The sequence below is a fragment of the Jongsikchunia kroppenstedtii DSM 45133 genome, assembly GCF_000380485.1.
Classification (GTDB): domain Bacteria; phylum Actinomycetota; class Actinomycetes; order Mycobacteriales; family Mycobacteriaceae; genus Jongsikchunia; species Jongsikchunia kroppenstedtii.
Genome location: NZ_AQYG01000043.1, coordinates 109852 through 127054 on the forward strand (window position 1 = coordinate 109852; position 17203 = coordinate 127054).

Annotated in this window: 20 protein-coding genes and 1 tRNA gene; 11 read left to right on the forward strand and 10 right to left on the reverse strand. The window is 67.3% G+C overall.

Translation table 11 applies throughout. The annotated features are described in order from the left end of the window. Window positions 1-248: 248 nt before the first annotated feature. From G341_RS21380 to G341_RS0107405, 4 genes are all read left to right on the forward strand, one after another. Window positions 249-1871 (forward strand): S1C family serine protease, encoded by a 1623-nt coding sequence (locus G341_RS21380; protein WP_018178482.1) that lies wholly within the window; start codon window positions 249-251, stop codon window positions 1869-1871. A 6-nt stretch (window positions 1872-1877) separates the two neighbouring features. Then, window positions 1878-2468, forward strand: a complete 591-nt coding sequence (locus G341_RS0107395; RefSeq protein ID WP_155826835.1) for a MogA/MoaB family molybdenum cofactor biosynthesis protein — start codon at window positions 1878-1880, stop codon at window positions 2466-2468. Further along, window positions 2461-2652: a hypothetical protein gene (locus G341_RS0107400; RefSeq protein WP_018178484.1), complete on the forward strand. Its 192-nt coding sequence runs from the start codon at window positions 2461-2463 to the stop codon at window positions 2650-2652. The genes G341_RS0107395 and G341_RS0107400 overlap by 8 nt, the downstream gene beginning before the upstream one ends. 213 nt (window positions 2653-2865) lie before the next feature. Continuing rightward, the gene (locus tag G341_RS0107405; RefSeq protein ID WP_043450932.1) at window positions 2866-3375 is read left to right on the forward strand and encodes a hypothetical protein; all 510 of its coding nucleotides are present in this window, start codon (window positions 2866-2868) and stop codon (window positions 3373-3375) included. 78 nt (window positions 3376-3453) lie between these two features. On the opposite strand, the gene G341_RS0107410 is transcribed toward G341_RS0107405, so the two are convergent. From G341_RS0107410 to G341_RS21390, 5 genes are all read right to left on the reverse strand, one after another. Further along, window positions 3454-4266, reverse strand: a complete 813-nt coding sequence (locus G341_RS0107410) for a DUF8020 domain-containing protein (RefSeq protein ID WP_155826836.1) — start codon at window positions 4264-4266, stop codon at window positions 3454-3456. Between the two features lie 384 nt (window positions 4267-4650). Beyond that, window positions 4651-5931, reverse strand: a complete 1281-nt coding sequence (mscL, locus tag G341_RS22995; RefSeq protein ID WP_018178487.1) for a large-conductance mechanosensitive channel protein MscL — start codon at window positions 5929-5931, stop codon at window positions 4651-4653. Between the two features lie 90 nt (window positions 5932-6021). Continuing rightward, the gene (locus G341_RS0107420; RefSeq protein ID WP_018178488.1) at window positions 6022-6690 is read right to left on the reverse strand and encodes an SAF domain-containing protein; all 669 of its coding nucleotides are present in this window, start codon (window positions 6688-6690) and stop codon (window positions 6022-6024) included. Window positions 6691-6778: 88 nt separating this feature from the next. Next, window positions 6779-7072 carry an FmdB family zinc ribbon protein gene (locus tag G341_RS23455; protein WP_081622462.1) on the reverse strand — a complete coding sequence of 98 codons (294 nt, stop codon included), beginning with the start codon at window positions 7070-7072 and terminating at the stop codon, window positions 6779-6781. Between the two features lie 88 nt (window positions 7073-7160). Then, complete coding sequence (locus G341_RS21390; protein WP_018178490.1) at window positions 7161-7787, reverse strand: 5-formyltetrahydrofolate cyclo-ligase; 627 nt, start codon at window positions 7785-7787, stop codon at window positions 7161-7163. Between the two features lie 87 nt (window positions 7788-7874). Here G341_RS21390 and G341_RS0107435 point away from each other — a divergent pair, with 87 nt between their 5' ends. The 3 genes from G341_RS0107435 to G341_RS0107445 all read left to right on the forward strand — a co-directional run bounded on the left by G341_RS0107435 (window position 7875) and on the right by G341_RS0107445 (window position 10871). After that, entirely contained in the window at window positions 7875-8798 is a 924-nt protein-coding gene (locus G341_RS0107435; protein WP_018178491.1) for a UTP--glucose-1-phosphate uridylyltransferase, read from the forward strand. A 140-nt stretch (window positions 8799-8938) separates the two neighbouring features. After that, entirely contained in the window at window positions 8939-10207 is a 1269-nt protein-coding gene (glp, locus tag G341_RS0107440; RefSeq protein WP_026303375.1) for a molybdotransferase-like divisome protein Glp, read from the forward strand. Window positions 10208-10214: 7 nt separating this feature from the next. Continuing rightward, a complete protein-coding gene (locus G341_RS0107445; RefSeq protein WP_018178493.1) occupies window positions 10215-10871 on the forward strand; it encodes a GNAT family N-acetyltransferase in 657 nt (218 codons plus the stop codon). 14 nt (window positions 10872-10885) lie between these two features. Here G341_RS0107445 and G341_RS0107450 read toward each other — a convergent pair whose 3' ends face one another. Continuing rightward, window positions 10886-11533 carry an NAD(P)-dependent oxidoreductase gene (locus G341_RS0107450; protein ID WP_018178494.1) on the reverse strand — a complete coding sequence of 216 codons (648 nt, stop codon included), beginning with the start codon at window positions 11531-11533 and terminating at the stop codon, window positions 10886-10888. Window positions 11534-11735: 202 nt separating this feature from the next. Between G341_RS0107450 and sepX the strand changes: the two genes are divergently transcribed. Further along, window positions 11736-12752: a divisome protein SepX/GlpR gene (sepX, locus tag G341_RS0107455; RefSeq protein WP_018178495.1), complete on the forward strand. Its 1017-nt coding sequence runs from the start codon at window positions 11736-11738 to the stop codon at window positions 12750-12752. A 15-nt stretch (window positions 12753-12767) separates the two neighbouring features. Here the strand turns inward: sepX and G341_RS0107460 are convergent, their stop codons facing one another. After that, window positions 12768-13505 (reverse strand): hypothetical protein, encoded by a 738-nt coding sequence (locus G341_RS0107460; RefSeq protein WP_018178496.1) that lies wholly within the window; start codon window positions 13503-13505, stop codon window positions 12768-12770. A gap of 82 nt (window positions 13506-13587) precedes the next feature. Between G341_RS0107460 and G341_RS0107465 the strand changes: the two genes are divergently transcribed. Continuing rightward, a tRNA-Ala gene (locus G341_RS0107465) sits at window positions 13588-13660 on the forward strand. Window positions 13661-13723: 63 nt separating this feature from the next. On the opposite strand, the gene G341_RS0107470 is transcribed toward G341_RS0107465, so the two are convergent. The 3 genes from G341_RS0107470 to G341_RS21400 form a co-directional block, all read right to left on the reverse strand. Continuing rightward, complete coding sequence (locus G341_RS0107470) at window positions 13724-14935, reverse strand: tyrosine-type recombinase/integrase (RefSeq protein WP_018178497.1); 1212 nt, start codon at window positions 14933-14935, stop codon at window positions 13724-13726. A 76-nt stretch (window positions 14936-15011) separates the two neighbouring features. Further along, a complete protein-coding gene (locus G341_RS23960) occupies window positions 15012-15644 on the reverse strand; it encodes a helix-turn-helix domain-containing protein (protein ID WP_018178498.1) in 633 nt (210 codons plus the stop codon). After that, a complete protein-coding gene (locus G341_RS21400; protein ID WP_018178499.1) occupies window positions 15644-16087 on the reverse strand; it encodes a hypothetical protein in 444 nt (147 codons plus the stop codon). The genes G341_RS23960 and G341_RS21400 overlap by 1 nt, the downstream gene beginning before the upstream one ends. 148 nt (window positions 16088-16235) lie before the next feature. Between G341_RS21400 and G341_RS0107485 the strand changes: the two genes are divergently transcribed. Together G341_RS0107485 and G341_RS0107495 are read left to right on the forward strand one after the other, a co-directional pair. Beyond that, window positions 16236-16451 (forward strand): helix-turn-helix transcriptional regulator, encoded by a 216-nt coding sequence (locus G341_RS0107485; RefSeq protein ID WP_018178500.1) that lies wholly within the window; start codon window positions 16236-16238, stop codon window positions 16449-16451. A 99-nt stretch (window positions 16452-16550) separates the two neighbouring features. Continuing rightward, window positions 16551-17117, forward strand: coding sequence for a hypothetical protein (locus G341_RS0107495; protein ID WP_018178502.1), 567 nt, complete (start codon window positions 16551-16553; stop codon window positions 17115-17117). The last annotated feature ends 86 nt before the right edge of the window (window positions 17118-17203 follow it).

Below are 17203 nucleotides of genomic sequence, written 5' to 3' on the forward strand. Positions count from 1 at the left end.
TATGGTTCGCCGTCCGCGAAACCCCAGTGTCATCTCAGCGTGGTCTCAGGGCAGTACCGCACGCTGACTGTGCCAACCAGAACCCGACAGTCGACATTGATAGCCCGCCGGCGACATTCAGAAATCGCAACGCGATATCGAGAAACCGCAAGGTGACGTCGAGAACAATGACAATCGGCCAACGGATTTGGGAGCATTCTTCTCAAGGGTGACGCGCGTTCGCGTGTCCGACGAACGGAAAGCTGGGAATGACGGATAACTCGGGTACCGACAACCCGCGCGATGACCGCGCCGGCGCGGCATCGAATCCGCCGGCGGATGCCGGTGCCGCGCCCTCAGTGGGCGGCGGCAATGACTTCACCCGGCCGACCGGCACGGCTGCCCCCGGACAGCACTCGGCCGGCGGCTACCAGGCGGGTCCGGCCGCCACCGGACAGTCCGGCACAGGCGGTTTCCCGGCCCAGGCGGCGTCCCAGGGCGGTTACCAGCCGTCGGCTCAGCCGGCGAGCGGCTACCCGGCCTCCGCGCCACAGCCGCCGACGGGATACCCCAGCCAGCCGCATACCGGCGGCTTCCCGGCTCAACCCGCCGGCTCGGCCCCGGGCACCAGCGGGTTTCCGCCGATCGGGAGCGGCCAGCCCACCAGCGCGATGCCGGCCGGCTTTCCCACCGCGCAGACGCCGCCTCCGGGCAGCGTCCCGCCCGGTCATCTCCCGCCGGGTACTGGGGAGCCGGGTGAGCCGCCCAGCGGCGGTGGCAAGAAGACGGGCCGCGGGAAAGCGGGCCTGGCTGCCGGCGCGGTCGCGCTCGTCCTGCTGGGCGGCGGTGTCGGCGGCGCCGTCGGAGCCAAGGTCGCCGACGACAACAACTCCAACACGACCAGCACCACGCAGACGCTGAGCAGCGGACCGCGGGACAACAGCCAGCCGACTGCGGCGGCACCGGGCTCGGTGCCCGCGGTCGCGCAGAAGGTGCTGCCGTCGGTGGCGTCGATCTTCGTGAAGACCTCGCGGGCCGAGGGCAGCGGGTCGGGCATCATCCTGTCCAGCGACGGCTACATCCTCACCAACAATCACGTGATCACGGCCGAGGGCACCACCCCGGCCAGCGACCTCACGGTCGTGTTCAACGACAATTCGACCGCGAAGGCCCGGGTGATCGGCACCGACCCGATCTCCGACATCGCGGTGGTCAAGGTCGATCGCACCGACCTGCAGGCGATCACGATGGGTACCTCGTCGAATCTCTCGGTCGGTCAGGAAGTCATCGCGGTCGGCTCCCCACTGGGGCTGTCCGGCACGGTCACCAGCGGCATCATCTCCGCGCTCAACCGCCCGGTGTCGACCACCCAGCAGGGCGACAAGCAGGCGTCGGTGATGGATGCGATCCAGACCGATGCGGCCATCAACCCCGGCAACTCCGGTGGTGCGCTGGTCAACGCGAACGGCGCCCTCATCGGCGTCAACAGCGCCATCGCCAGCCTGTCGAGCGGCGACTCGCAGTCCGGCAGCATCGGCCTGGGCTTCGCGATCCCGATCGACCAGGCGATGCGAATCGCCAACGAGCTCAAGGCGACCGGCAAGGCCACCCAGCCGAGCCTGGGAGTCCAGGTGACCGACCCGCAGTCGGACACCGACCTCGGGGCAATGGTGGCCGAGGTCGTCGCCGGCGGTCCGGCCGAAAAGGGCGGAATCCCGAAGGGTGCCTTGATCACCAAGTTCGACAACCGCGACATCACTTCGGCCGACGGACTGGTCGCCGCGGTACGGTCGCACGCCCCGGGGGACAATGTCTCCGTCACCTACTCGGTGGGCGGTCAGACGAAGACCACGCAAGTCACCCTCGCCACCCTGGATACCGGAGGTCGCTAGATGAATATGAGCATGCCTGAGACCGTTGAGGTCGATCCGGCCGACGCCGCCGCCGCTGAGCAGGCCGCCCAGCTGGCCAGTTCCGGCGCGGGGGAGGCGAGCGGCGCTGCGGACGGGCTGGCGCGTGCCCTGGTCGTGGTGGTGGACGATCGCGTGATCCACACGGCGCAGCCGACGGATGCGGGGGACATCGGCCCGCTGGTGGCGGAGCTCCTCACCGAGGCCGGATTCCATGTCGATGCCACGGTCGGCGTCGCCGCCGACGAGGTCGATATCCGAAACGCGTTGAACACGGCCGTGATCGGCGGTGTCGACCTGGTGGTGTCGATCGGCGGCGTCGGCGTCGGCGGTCGCGATGTGACCCCCGAGGCCACCGCCGAACTCCTCGATCAGCCGCTGCCCGGAATCTCCGAGGCGCTGCGGAGTTCCGGTCTGGCGGCCGGCGCCACCGACGCCGGGCTGTCCCGCGGTCTGGCCGGCGTCAGCGGCCAGACGCTGGTGGTGAACCTTGCGTCGTCGCGGGCCGCCGTCCGCGACGGGATGGCGACGCTCGCGCCACTCGCGACGCACATCATTCGGGAAATCGGCGGTGTCTGAGACGCCCGAGGGTTCCACCGACGGCAGCCGTCGGCGGCGCAGCCGCGCCGAGATCGATGCGATCTTCGGCGATGACCTGCCGGCGACGACACGGGACGAGCGTGACGAGAGTGGGCGTGATCCACGTGGCCCGACGACCTCTGATCAGTGGCATCTGAATAACGTTCCGCCGCATCACGGGTAGCTGTCGTCCGAATCTTGTTGTGCGGAGCTGAGACTCGTACCGGTGTCCTGCGTATTCGTTTGCGTGACATCGACATCTTCGCTGGCTGATATCGGACAAGCCGAATCTCGTTGTCGTGGCTAATGTTTCGCACTGATCTGCTGGGGGTTCCCACGCCGCAACGTCGGGTATAGCCTGAATTGTGGTCGGCATCACACCCAGTTGGAGGCGATCATGATTCGAGCTGCCGGAAAGGCCCTTGCCGCAATAACTTCAATCGCCGCAGTAGCGACCGGCGTCACCGCTGTCGCATCAGCCAGCCCGCCGCCCCCGCAGCCGGCATGGTTGAAGATCGACGGCATCGCGCAGATGGGCGGGATGAACTTCCTGCACATCGTGGCCAACGGACAACGGAATATGGCGGGAGCCACCACCGGCGACTACGCGGCGACGGTGCTGCTGGCCGGGATGCCGACCGGGATACAGGTGGTCGGGCCGGTGACATGCATCAGCGTGCACAAGGACACGGCGTCGTTGATCTATCCGATCAGCGGTGTCCGGCCGCTCGGTGATTTCCCGGCTGGGCTGAAAGACGCTCAGGCGATACAGGTGTCGGTGCGCAGGGCCATGCCGGGGCATCCGGCGCAGGTCGGCCTCAACGGCCCGATGGCGACGGGCAGCTTCCACGGCTGTGAGCCCGGGCCGACCCCCATGGCGTTCACCGGGACGATAGACGCCGGCTGATCGTCCGCCGATTCGAGAAAGACGAATCCCCTTGTGGCGCCAGGCGCCACAAGGGGATTCGTTTCAGTTATGCCGGACTCAGTGCGCGGGCTTCGGGGCCGGCTTGGGAGCGGGCTTCGGAGCCGGGCTGGCCGACTTCTTCTCCGGAGGCAGCGGGGTGTTGACGGTCGTGAAGTACTGAACCGCCGCACCGATCATCAGCGGGGCGCCGATGAAGATCAGGCCGAACAGGGTGCCGACCGGCGCGAGTGCGACGGCGCCGACGAGGCAGCCGGCGATCGGAGCCGGAAGCAGCACGCCGAGCGTGCCGAGGGCGAGAGCGCTACCTGCGGCGAGACCCAGGGCGCAACCGAGGCCGCCGGCCAGGATCGCACCACCGATGGCGCTGAGCAGCGACGACAGGGTGGCCGCCGAACCGAACTGCGAGAACGCGGTCTGGTTACGGGTGGTGGTCGCGTCCGCGGCGTTGATCTTGCCCGGCAGCGCCAGGCCCGCAGCGGTCTGGCCGTTGGTGAAGTGCTGGACGGCGCTGACCGGCGCGTCCGGGATGGCGACGGCGCGAGCCTGGTCCTTCGAGTAGGTCAGGGTCGCGGTGCGGCCGTTGACCTGGGCGTCGATGGGGAACTGCTGGCCCTTGACCCGGTAGGCGAGCGGGTAGCTGGCTGCTTCCTTGCCGGCGTTGTCGAGGAACTCGATGATGCCGTTGTTCACCTTGAACGAACCGCCGTTGGCGTCGATGACGGCCGAGTTGCCGACCTGCTTGACGTGATAGGTGACCGGGCTGTTGATCGGGGCCGGCGCAGCGTTCGCGGTTCCGGAGGCGATGCCCACAGCTGCGATCGTCAGCGACGATGCGGCGACGAGCGTCCGCATTCTGGTACTTGCCTTCATTGTTCTTGGGGTCCTCTCCCGCATTGTGAAGTGGGCCCGGCCCGTCGCCGTCCCCACCAAGTCTTCGACCGAAGGGGACCTTGCCGGGTCTAAGCGAACAACAGGCAAACGGAAGGGGGGTGATCGGTGTCAACTGTCGGACTGAACGAACAACTCTCGAATCGATTTGGATACGAAACAAATACGTTGGCGCCCAAGGGGATATGCATCGGTGTAAGCGCTTGTATTGTGCGCGGCCGCACGATCTGCTAATCCGTGTGGCATCCACCACCGCGCGAACTCACGTATCGGCTGGTTCGGTGTCCGGATCGCGATGTTTGCCGCAAACGACAACGGTCCGGATCGCGCGTGCGGATCCGGACCGTTGTCTCTGAACTGGTGCGGCTACTGCTGGTGCCGTCCGTGCTGCCCACCGGGGGGCGGCCCCTGCGGCGGACCTTGCTGGCCCTGCGGGGGACCTTGCGGACCCTCGGGGCCGAAGCCCTCGGCGGTCTCGCGGCCGTACTGGTCGCGGGCCGGGCCGCGAGGATCGGGCCGCGGGCCGCCGGCTGCCGGATCGATATTGCCCATCCGGGTGGTACCGAACGGGTCGGCGTTGCCGGGTCCGGGCGGCGGGCCCTGCGGCGGTTGCGGTGGCTGCTGCGGGTTCCACTCGCTCGGCCGCGGCGGAGGGGGTGGCGTTCCGGGTCCACCGGGCCCGCCGGGTCCGGGCGGCGGCACGATCGTCGGACCGCTCGACGGCTGAGCCGGGAACGAGCCGGACGGCGGTTGTGCCTGGAACGATCCCGACGGCGGCCCTGACGGGGGCTGCGACGACGGAGGCTGGGCGGGGAACGAGCCGGACGGAGGTCCACTCGGGCGCGGTGCGTCGAACCGCTCGGGCGGCGGGCCGAACCGGTCGGGCGAACCACCGAAGGGCTGTGGTCCGGTGCCGGTCAGTGGTTCGGACGGGCCGCCGAACGGTTGCGGTCCGGTACCGGTGAGTGAGTCGGATCCGCGGCCGCCGAAGGGCTGTGGTCCGGTGCCGGTCAGTGGTTCGGACGGGCTGCCGAACGGTTCCGCGGAAGCGCGCGGCGGTTCGGCGGTTGCTGTCGGCGCGCCGCCGTACGTCTCCGAGGTGCCGAACGGCTCGGGGGTATTGAAACCGCCGGGGGCGGAGAAATGCTGCGTGACCGGCGGCGCAGCCAGTGGGTCGTCCGACCCGGTCGGCTGATTCAGGTTGCCGTCCGTGTCCGACAGCACGCCAGCGGCTTTCGCCTGATCGAGGGCCTTTGCGGCGCTCGGATCCTTGCCCGACAACAGATCTCGGATCTCGGCGAGGAGTTCCTGCTCGGTCTGGGTCTCTTCGCCCTCCGCCGCGCGAAGGCTCTTCAGCTTCTCGTACGGCATCACGATGATGAAGTAGACGACCGCGGCGATGATCACGAAGTTGATCGCCGCGGTGACCACCGTGCCGATATTGACGAAGGTTTCCGCGTTACCGGAGTCGCCGATCTGGAAGCCCAGGCCGAGTTCGCCTTTGCCTCCGATGCGGGCGATAAGGGGATTGACGATTCCGTCGGTGAAGGCTTTGACGATCGCTGTGAAGGCTGCGCCGATGACGACCGCTACTGCCAGGTCGACGACGTTGCCCTTCATCAGGAATTCCTTGAATCCCTTGAGCATGACTCGGGGGTGCCTTTCTGCTTGGGGGTATTCACCCAGTGAAAGTGGATTCACCAAGTGCAATGATCGTAGACGAGTTCAAACCGCTTTTCAGTGAAAGACAAGCGTTATCGGCGCAGTAAGCGTTGTGCCCGCGACGATATGTGCGTCATGTTCGGGCATTGCTAGCAAGAGCACGCGGCCGCCGTCGCCCCGGTTCTGACCGGCCGCGGTCGAGATCAGGGCGACCACCGCGGACCGGGCCAGCACCGCCGTCGCCCGCGGATCATCGCGGAGATCGGCTGTGTCGCTGCGATTTTCGGATAGAACATCGACGACGTCGCCGACCCTCAGCAGGCCGATGACGGCGGATCCGGCGGGCTCGACCGGTACCAGTCGAGCGTCGTCCCGATGCAGAAGTGATTGCGGCAGACGGCTATTGAGGAGACGTGTCGCCGTTAATATCTCGCCGGCACGAATTGGTCCGGTTACGGTGTGTCCCGATATCTCGTCGATGTGAGACGCCGTCCCGGCCGGTAACGAGTCCGATGCGATTTGTCGGGTTGTGAGGTCGGTGGCTGCGAGCGTGGTACCGGGTGTCAGATCGTGTGCGGCGACGTAGACGAGTTGTTGCGTCGGCTCGCGTCCTGCGACGACCGCGGAGGTGACGCCGATCGCGGCGAGCACGGCCGCCGCGACGCGGCGGATCAGCAGGCTGCGGGCCCAGGCCGGTCGCGATGATCCGCGGAGCCGGTCGAGCAGGGTCGGTTCCAGGCGCATGACGCCAAACTAGGCGCTGGCCGCGCCATCAACGGCTCGTCAGCGGCTGCCTGTGGATGGCCGGCGGAACTGTGGATAAACCAGGCGGTCAGGAGGCCTTGACGGTGTCCGACGACGAACTGCTCGAGCTGGAGGTCGACTCGGACGAGGAGCTCGACGAGCTGTCAGAGCCGCTCGGAGCTGCGGATTCGCTCGCGCTCGACTTCGATCGGCTGTCCGTGCGGTAGAAACCGCTGCCCTTGAAAACGATGCCGACACTGTTGAACAACTTGCGCAGCCGACCGTTGCACTGCGGGCAGACGGTCAGGGCGTCATCACTGAACGACTGGGTGATGTCGAACTTGTTGTCACACTCTGTGCAGGCATATGAGTAGGTGGGCACTGGTTACCTCCGGGTCGCGGTCATCCTACCGGCAAATTGGCACTCAACCAATTGGACTGCTAGACGAACCGTTAGAGACAACCATCGATCAGGCGGCGGAATTCCCCAGGGGGAGCCGCTGCAGGCCCAGCTCAGGGGTGATCGTGGCGTGCACGGGGATGTCGTGGGCGTCCATCGGGAGCGGTCCCGGGACGAATTCGTGGTCGTAGTGCAGCGTGACCAGCAGGCCGGACGCCATCGGCAGGGATCGGTCGTAGTAGCCCGCGCCCCGTCCCAGTCGTATGCCGTGGTGATCGGTGGCCAGGGCCGGAATCAGGATCAGCGACGCGTCGGCGATGGCGTCGGGGGGCAGTCGCGGCCCGGTGGGCTCGCAGATCCCGTAGCGGCCGACCGCGACGTCATCGCGGGTGCGATAGATGGCCCAGCTCAGCGCCGTCGCGTCGCCGGACGCGACCACCGGCAGCAGTACCTGCGCGCCGCCCGCAGCGAGGGTATCCAGCAGCTGCCACGAGCCGGGCTCGTTACCGGCCGGTGCATAGGCGGCGATGGTGGCGGCCGGGTCGCTCGCTACGGCAAGCGCCGCGACGTGGACGGTGAGGCTGCGGTTGGCCGCCTCGCGGGCATCGTCGGTGAGCGTCGCGCGGGCGGCGGTCAGCTGTGCGCGCCAGTTGCGTTTGCTGCGGATCGCATTCGGGTCGACATGCGGCGGCTGCATACCGGCTAGGTTATCGGGGAAGACCGAACCGTGGACGTCGCTGAATTGCCGGTGGGCACGGGTGTAGTGCGTAGTGAAAGGGAACCGATGACGATCGACCAGGAGCTGGTGCCGGCAACGCCGCCGATTCCGCGTACCGCCATCGTCCCCGCGGCCGGTCTGGGGACCCGCTTTCTGCCGGCCACCAAGACCGTTCCGAAGGAACTGCTGCCCGTGGTCGACACCCCGGGCATCGAGCTCGTCGCTGAAGAGGCGAAATCCGCCGGCGCCGAACGACTGTTGATCATCACCTCGCCCGGCAAGGACGGCGTGGTCGCGCATTTCGTGAGTGACCTGGTCCTGGAGAACACGCTGCGCAAGCGCGGCAAGGACGCGATGCTGGCCAAGGTGCGCAAGGCGCCGGCGCTTATGGAAGTCGCGTCGGTGATCCAGGAAAAGCCACTGGGCCTCGGGCACGCCGTTGCCTGCGTCGAGAGCGAGCTGGCGGACGACGAGGACGCCATCGCGGTGCTGCTGCCCGACGACCTGGTGCTCCCCGGCGGCGTCCTGGAGGTCATGGCCCGGACCCGGGCGCGGCGCGGGGGCACGGTGCTCTGCGCCATCGAGGTGCCGACCGAAAAGATCAGCGCCTACGGCGTTTTCGACGTCGAGACGTTGCCCGATGCGGCCAACCCGAATGTCCTGCGGGTCAAGGGGATGGTCGAGAAGCCGGACGCCGACAAGGCGCCGTCGAATCTGGCGGCGGCCGGCCGCTACATCCTCGACCGCGCGATCTTCGATGCGCTGCGGCGGATCGAGCCCGGCGCCGGCGGCGAACTACAGCTCACCGACGCCATTGCATTGTTGATCGACGAAGGTCATCCGGTGCATGTCGTGGTGCACCGGGGCAGCCGGCACGATCTCGGCAATCCGGGTGGATATCTCAAGGCGGCAGTCGATTTCGCCCTGGACCGGGACGACTATGGCCCGGAACTCCGCGAATGGCTGATTGAGCGGCTGGCCGCGGACTAGGCAGGTCGCGGACACACCGCGCGGGGAGCGCCCACCGGGGGCTCTGCACCGACTAACGTTCTACATCAGTTCCGGGTCGAGCGACTCTGGAGCAACGGAGACGTCGGACGAGCGCGTGAGGGAGGTGGGCCGTGGCGAAGATGCGCTCTGTCGAGGAGCAGCTGAGCGTGGTCACCGCCGCTGCCGTGGCGCCGCGACCGGTTCGGGTCGCGATCTCGGAGGCGCAGGGTCTGCTGTGCGCCGAGGAAGTGGTGACGGAGCGTCCACTGCCCGGATTCGATCAGGCCGCCATCGACGGCTACGCGGTCCGCAGTGTCGACGTCGCCGATGCCGGGGAGCTGGTGACGCCAGAGGGTGGCGGCGATCCCGAACACACGATCCTGGTGCTGCCCGTGGTCGGCGAGGTGTCTGCCGGCTCGCGAAACCCGCTGCGGTTGCAGCCGGGCCAGGCGGTCCGCGTCGAAACCGGTGCTCCGCTACCGACTTTGGCCGACGCCGTGCTCCCGCTGCGCTGGACCGACGGTGGCGTGTCGAAGGTGCGCGTCGGGCATGCGGTGCGATCAGGCGATTACGTGCGGCGGGTGGGCGACGATGTCCAGCCTGGCGACGTCGCGGTGCGCACGGGCGCTGTCATCGGGCCCGCGCAGGTCGGCCTGCTGGCGGCGGTCGGTCGCGAACGCGTGATGGTTCATCCCAAGCCGCGGATCTCGATCATCTCGGTCGGCGCCGAGCTGGTCGACATCGACCGCCAGCCCGGAGCCGGTCAGGTGTACGACGTCAACAGCTACGCGCTCGCCGCGGCCGCTCGCGATGCCGGTGCCGACGTGAACCGGGTCGGCATCGTCTCGCCCGAGCCCGCGGTGATCCGGGAAATCGTTGAAGGACAGCTGATTCGGGCCGAGGTGGTGGTCATCACCGGTGCGGTCGGCGGGCACATGTCGGAGACGATCAGCGATGCGCTCAGCGAACTCGGCAGCCTCGACGTGCACCGGATCGCGATGCACCCGGGGTCGGTGCAGGGGTTCGGCCGGCTCGGTCGTGACGAGGTTCCAACCTTCCTGCTGCCGGCCAATCCGGTTGGCGCACTGGTGACTTTCGAGATCATGGTGCGGCCGCTGATCCGGCTGGCGCTGGGCAAGCGGCAGCCGATGCGCCGGGTGATCCGTGCCCGGACGGTGGGACCGATCGCGAGTGTCAAGGGACGCAAGGGTTTTCTGCGGGGGCAGCTGATGCGTGATGAGCAGACCAGCGAGTATCTGGTGCAGGTGCTCGGCTCGTCGGAGAGCGGTTCGTCGCATCTGCTGGCTGGGCTGGCCGAGGCGAACTGCCTGATCATCGTCGATCCCGACGTTGAGGAGCTCAATACCGGCGACGAAGTGGATGTCGCCTTCCTCGCGCAGCGCGGATAATTCGACCGTGCGCGCCTGGAACAGTGGTAACAACTCGTCGCATCCCGGATGGCCGGCGACGCTGGGTCCGCTCCGGACCGCGGCCGGCGCAATCACGTTGCGGCCGATCCGGCTTCGTGATGCCAGGGCGTGGAGCCGGCTGCGCCTGAAGAACCAGAACCTGCTGATGCCGTGGGAGCCGACGGGCGTCGGCACCTGGGCACAGCGCCATCACACCTCGGCGTGGCCGGGCCTGCATTCGGTGCTGAAGGCCGAGGCGCGCGCCGGAACGATGCTGCCGCTGGTCATCGAGGTCGACGGTCAATACCAGGGCCAGTTGACGGTCGGGAACATCCAGCGTGGTGCGTTGCGCAGCGCATGGGTCGGCTACTGGGTCGACGGCGACGTCGCCGGACATGGGGTGGCGACGGCGGCCGTCGCGCTCGGCGTCGACCACTGCTTCACCGCGGTCGGGCTGCACCGTCTCGAGGCGACGGTGCAACCGGCCAACCTGGCGTCGCAATCGGTGCTGCGCAAGGTCGGATTCCGCGAAGAGGGTCTGCTACGGCGCTACATGGATGTCAACGGCGCCTGGCGCGATCATGTGCTGGTGGCGATCACCGCCGACGAACTCGCGGGCGGCGCGGTCGATGCGCTGGTGCGGTCGGGCCGCGCCGCCTTCTGAGTGAGTAGTCGACGTCAGTAGCCGACGGTGAAGCGCTTCTGGTGGTGCGCCGGGCGCTCGATCTCGTCGACGAATGCGATCGCGTAGTCGGCGCCCGAAATCGTCGAGGTGCCATCAGGTCCCGTCAGCAGCACGTCGTCGCCGACGCGGAAGGTGCCGGTGCGCTCACCGGCGAAGTCGCGGCCGAACAGCGCCGACGGGCTGACGTAGAACCAATCGACGTCGGTGTTCGAGTTCTCCAAGACCGCCTGGCCGCGGGCCTGCTCCTCGGCGATCGGCCGGATCTCGTCGGGGAAGCCGGCGTCGAGGACGCGCGGTCCGCCCGGCGCGGTGAGCAGACTCGCGGCGCCGCCGACGATCCCGAGTCGAGCACCGCTGGCCTCCGCCGCCGCCAGCAATGAGGTGACGGCATCGGTGAACTCGACTCCGCCGCCGCCGGCCTTGGTGGAGATGGCGCTGACGATGACGTCGGCGCCCTGGGCGACCTCGGTGACGAATGCAGGATCGTCCACCGAACCCGACCGCGCCTCGACGACGTCGCGCTGGGGGAGCTTCGAGGTATCGCGCGCGACCGCGACGACCTTGTGACCGCGACGGACCAGCTCGTCCGTGATGTGTCCGCCCGCGAATCCGGTGGCGCCGAATACGACAACAGTGCTCATGAGTTCTCCTCCAGTGAAATTGGCAACGAGGGGGTCAACTCCGGACCAGAGTCCGGATATTCCGGGGAGTCTGTGACTGTGACGCGCATATCGCCATCCCCCGGCGCGTCTGCGCAGGATGCGGCGGGTTCGGCCATAACCTGGGTGGGCAACTTTCGTGTTACTGGTGTGACACGAGTCGATATCCCGGGAGGAGCCAGCGATGCCGAACTCCGTGCTATGGATCTGTCTGGTCGCGATTTGGCTATTCGTCTTGGTTCCGATGGTGGTGAAGGCGCGGCCGGAACTGCGGAAGACGACGCAGGCGACGCTCGCGGCCCGGGTCCTGCATCAGGGCGGGCGGCAGGTCGCGGGTCTGCGCACCAAGCTGGCCCAGGGGCGGCATCCGCATGACGCGGAGTGGGAGCCCCCGGCGCGCGAGTACCACAAGGCCATCAACACCTCCGAGACGTTGACCGACGACGAGGACGATCAGGATGTCAAGACGGCCACCGAGAAGGTGACCACCAAGGTTGCGAGCAAGCCGGAGAAGTTCGAGAAGGATTCTCCGGCAATCAATCTCGATGACGACCTGGAAGACGATCTGAATATCGACGCCGACGACTCCGACGACGAGACGGACGTCGACAAGTACTTCGGCAAGGCCAGCGACCTAGATGCAGACACCGACACCGATGACGAGGACGACCTCGACGACGTCGCCGAGGATGATGACGATGTAGAGGTCGAGGACGCGGTCGACGAGGATGTCGCCGAGACGGGCAGTACTCGGCGCGGTCGCGGCGGTTACGACCCCGATGCGGATCTGCGTCGCAGCGAGAGTCGGTACCGCAACCGGCAGCGGACGCTGGTGTCGCTCGCGACCATTACCGCGGTCGCGGTGGTGCTCGGCGTGATGCTCGGCATGATTGGGTGGGCGCTCACTGGAATCGTCGGCGCGATGCTGCTCGGATATATGTTCTTCCTGCGTCGTTCGGTTGCCAACGAGCAGCGGATCCGGGCGCGGCGTGCGGCGCGGTTGGCGCGCAACCGCCGTGACCAGGAGACGCGTCGGGCCCGACCGGCGGACGACCGGCGAATGCAGCCGCAGGCGCAGCGTCGACGGCCTGCCGGCGTCGTCCTCGAGATCGATGACGAGGACCCGGTGTTCGATCACTTGCCGCACTACCAGTTCCGTGCGCGGGGGCAGCGGCCCGAGGATTACCGCCGGGTGGTCTGACGTTTGCGGCTGCCGCTACGAAGGCAGCGCCGCAATCGAATCCGGATGATCGACGATCCAGCGTCGCCCGAGACTCGCTGCTTTGCTCAGTGCCAGTCGCTCGCCCAGGTAAGAGAACGGGGCACCCACGACCGGGATAAGCGAAAGCGTGGCAAAGGGTTTCGACGGGCCGGGGCGACGGTCGAGTTCGCCGGACAGCTCGCGCAGCGTCTGCGCGACGTGCCACACGGTGGCGATCAGAGAGTGACGGCCGGGCGGCAGGACCTTTGCTGGGGCCCTGCCGGCCGAATGCGCATCGACGTCGCGGTTGCACAGCACCGCGGCCAGTAGTTCGACCTGATACTTCGGCTCGACGACTTGGTATTCACGCGCCACGGCCACCAGCACGATCGCCTGGTTCGCGAAGCCGAGCAGTGCCGCCGCCGGCAGGTACCGGGTCCAGATACCGAACACGCTCGGCAAGGCGACCGCGATGGTGTTCACCGCACCGACCCGGCCGATCCACCAGTCCGCGCGGTCCTTCATCGACAGTTCGTTCCACCCGGCCGTGCCCGGCCAGTCGACGACGTTCAACGGCGTGGAGACCAGATGGACGGCCTGATGGCTGCGCGGCCCGTCGCCGGGCCACGGGTGATACGTGTGCTGTTTGACGCCCAGCACATCGCGCTGGGCAAGGACGTCGAGCACCGGATTGATCGCGGCGACGGCTTTGTCGAGGATGGCGATGACCTGGTCATCGGTGAGGTTGGCCACGCCACTAACCGTATGAGACGGGCGTGTGCGACGCCGGCCGGGTCGGCTGATAAAGTTTGCGTCTGTTGGTCGCAAGACCTCCGGGGCTATAGCGCAGTTGGTAGCGCGTCTCGTTCGCATCGAGAAGGTCAGGGGTTCGATTCCCCTTAGCTCCACAGCCCAAGACCCCCCTCTCACCTGCGATGGAGCAGGAGCGAGGGGGTCTTGCCGTTGGTGGGCTAGGAGCCGGAGGGCACACCGAGGGCACGTCCCGCGTGGCCTCCGAGCGCCTGCTCGCGCTGGCGCTGCAGCGCGTCGGCGACGACTTCCAGGTCGTCCGGGAACAGGTCCGCGTAGGTGTCCAGCGTCATCGCGGCCGAGGCGTGCCCCAGCATCGTCTGCACCGCCTTGACGTTCGCGCCCGCCGAGATCGCCAGCGACGCCGCCGTGTGGCGCAGGTCGTGCGGCGACACCTTCGGGAAGCTCGTCGTCGGCACCCCGTCCTCGTCGAACCGGCACAGCTTCGCGATGGCCTTGTTGAACACGCGTGGCCGCCAGTTCGAGACTCGCAGCACCGCCTTGCCGTTGCCGAACACCAGGTCCTCGCGGCCACGGCCTCGCATCAGCTGCGCCAGCGGCTCCGCGAGGAACGCCGGGAACGGCACCGTGCGGCGCTCGTGGGTCTTGGGGCTGCTCCACACCACCTTGCCCTTGACCTCGGCGACGGCTTCGGTGATGTTGACCCGCCGCCGCAACATGTCGAAGTCGCGCACCCGCAGCGCCGCCATCTCACCCCAGCGCAGGCCGGTGTACGCGAGGAACTGGATCACCAGCCGGTCATCGCCGACCTGCTCGGCCAGAAGCTCCACCTGTTGATGCGTGAGGTAGCCGCGCGAATTGTGCTGGCGCTTGGGCAGCTTCACCCCTGCGGCCGGGTTCGATGGGATCAGTCGGTCCTGCACCGCCAGGGTCAGAATCTGGCGCAGGATGCCGAAGGCCCGCTCGATCGTCGGGACACCGACCGCCGTCATCACGATCGTGCCGTGCTCGTCGCGCACCGGCTCGCCCTCGCTCAATTTCGGTACCGGCGTGGACATCTCGGTGATCCAGCCGCGCACCGCCGAGGGCCGGATCTTGCCGATCTCAACGGAGCCCCAGCGCGGCTGCACGTGGCGTGCCCAGTTCAGCTCCAGGTTGTGCAGGGTGGTCGCCTTAGCGTGGCCCTGTCCGGCGCGCCAGGAGTCGTAGAGCATCCCGACCGTGACCTTGCCCGCGTTCGGGTCGATCCACTCGCCGCGCGCCTGCTTCACCTGCAGGTCCGCCAGATACAGAGTCGCCGCCCGCTTGGTCGGTAGTGCCTTCTTCTTGCGTTGGCGGCCGGACTCGTCGCGGTACCGCACCATCCATTTCCGGCCCGCGCTCGTCGCGTAGCTCTCGATACTGCCGCTCATGTTTTCTCCTATCTGCCAAAGAAACCCCCGTCGCCGCAGCGGGCGAGGGGGTTTCTCGGGTGGGGGTGGTCGGGGTTCAGACCTCTTGCATCTCGATTTCGGCGCGCATCGCGCGGGTGGCGTCGCCGAGTGCCGCCGCGTGTGCGCCTTCGCCCGCCCGCCGGTCGCGCTCCTGGGTGAAGTTGCGACCCCATAGCCGGTAGGACTGCACAGTCAGCTCGCGCACCGACATCCCCAATTCGCGGGCTGCTCGTTTGTCCACTAACCCGGTGTCCTCGTACGCCAGCAGCAGCGGCACTACGTGCCCTTCGGGGACGCCGAGTTCGGTTGCGGCCGAGGCTAAGTCCGGCCAGCCGTTGCGGCGGGCGACATCGGTCGGTGTCGCCTCGTCACGCCGGTCTGGCGTCACCCCGTCACGCAACATCTGCACCCAAGGGTGACCGCCGCCTAGTACTTCTTCGACTGTCACCGGCCGGTCGAGCAGGTTTGCCAGCACCTGCGCTACCCGAGCGAGGGTGTCGAGCTTCGCGTCAACTTTGCCCGATTCCAGGTCCGACACCCGGCCGGTCTGCCATTGCAGCCCGCATCGCCGAGCCTCCTTGGCGAAGGCTTCCAAGGTCACCCCGGCGTCGAGGCGCAGCTGCCGCACGTGCTTTCCGGGCAGCTTGCCGGGGTTCTTCTGCGCCCACCGCGCGTCATCGAGTTTCACTACGCCGCTTCTCCATTCGGTTCGGCTTTCAGGTTGACGGCCAGACGGCCAGCGTGCTGTCGCAGGTCTCGGCCGAGATAACGCCGGTAGGCATTCAGTGTCTTATCGGCGGAGCGACCTTCCTGCCAGTCGGCGAAGTCCTCGATCACCGCGATCGCGTGGTCGAGCGCACCGTGGTAGTCCGGTTCGCCGTTCTGGTCCAGGAACTCGCCTCGGGTCCCGTTGCCGCAGCCGTGATCGCGAATCCGGTCCTCCGGGTCCCACCCGCACGGGCACCCGTCCGCTCCGCCGACCTGCGGCAACTTGCGATCCACCGCGCTAACACTGGATTCCAGCGCTTGCCGCGCTTCAGCCATCCGTTCGGCCTTTGCCCGCTGGACTATCGCGTACGCGGCCGCAAACTCTGCCGGGTCGACGGTGCTCTCTGTGGTGTGTTCGGTCATGTTTCCTCCTGTTGTTGGTGCATTCCTGCTGCTCACTGCTAGTACCTTACATTACCATACCTGTTACTTGTAAAACAAGACTAGTGCATGCTCTACTGGTATTGCTGCGGCACCGACAGGGGTGCAGCCAGAAGGAAGGACAAACCAAATGACCGAAACCCACACGGGGGCAACCGGTTCCCTGCCAGTCGTCTACCTCAGCAAGGAGCAGTGCTCCGAGCTGACGAGCCTGAGCCTGAGCACGCTCAAGCGCTACCGGCACCAGGGTGAGGGGCCGAAGTTCTACCGCATCGCCAACAACAAGGTGGTTTACCGGTTCGACGAGGTCGTCGCCTGGATCGAAGGTGGCGGAAACCTTGGCTAGCCCGGCGACCGACCAGCACGACCGAGACCTGCTGGAAGACATGCAAATTCGAGACAACGATGCCGACCACATCGGCGACGACACCGAAGGAAACGAACGATGAGCAACAACAACCTGTTTGAGCAGGAATACGCACGAGTCACCACGCAGGCCGCCGTGCGAGCCCGCCAACTGATCGTGGCGTGGGTCATGGCAGATGAGCCGACCGCCCAGCGCGTGCGTGCCGACCTGGTGGCCATACAGAAGCAACAGACCGAACTCGGCGGCTACCCGCACACCGAGTGGGAAGTGTTGGTCGCAACGATCGGCCTGTTCGCGCTCGGCGACCGGCTCGCGGTGTTCGGCGTCAATATTGACAAGCAAGCACCGGGCGACCCGATCCCGGACGGCGTAGTCGAGATGCTGGACGAGGACATCAGCGAGGAAACCGACCACCCTCGCAAGCTCGCGCTCCGGGTTGTCCGTGCTCTGGCGGACGGCGACGACTACCACGTCGAAGTGAATCGACTGCTCGGCGGCACAGTCGATTTCTGGCCGCTGGTGACGGCGCAGTGCGACCTGATTGTCGCCGAGCGCATGCGGCAGGCCCGCGCCAAGTTGCTGACCGAGTGCCTTGATGGAATCGCCGCTCTACTGGGCCGCAACGACGCCGAGCCCGAGCAGTGACCCGGATACGCCGATGGCCGGAGCCTCGAAAGACCCCGGCCATCCGACCATTTTCCCGTTTTGACACCGTGGTTGAGAGAGCGCCA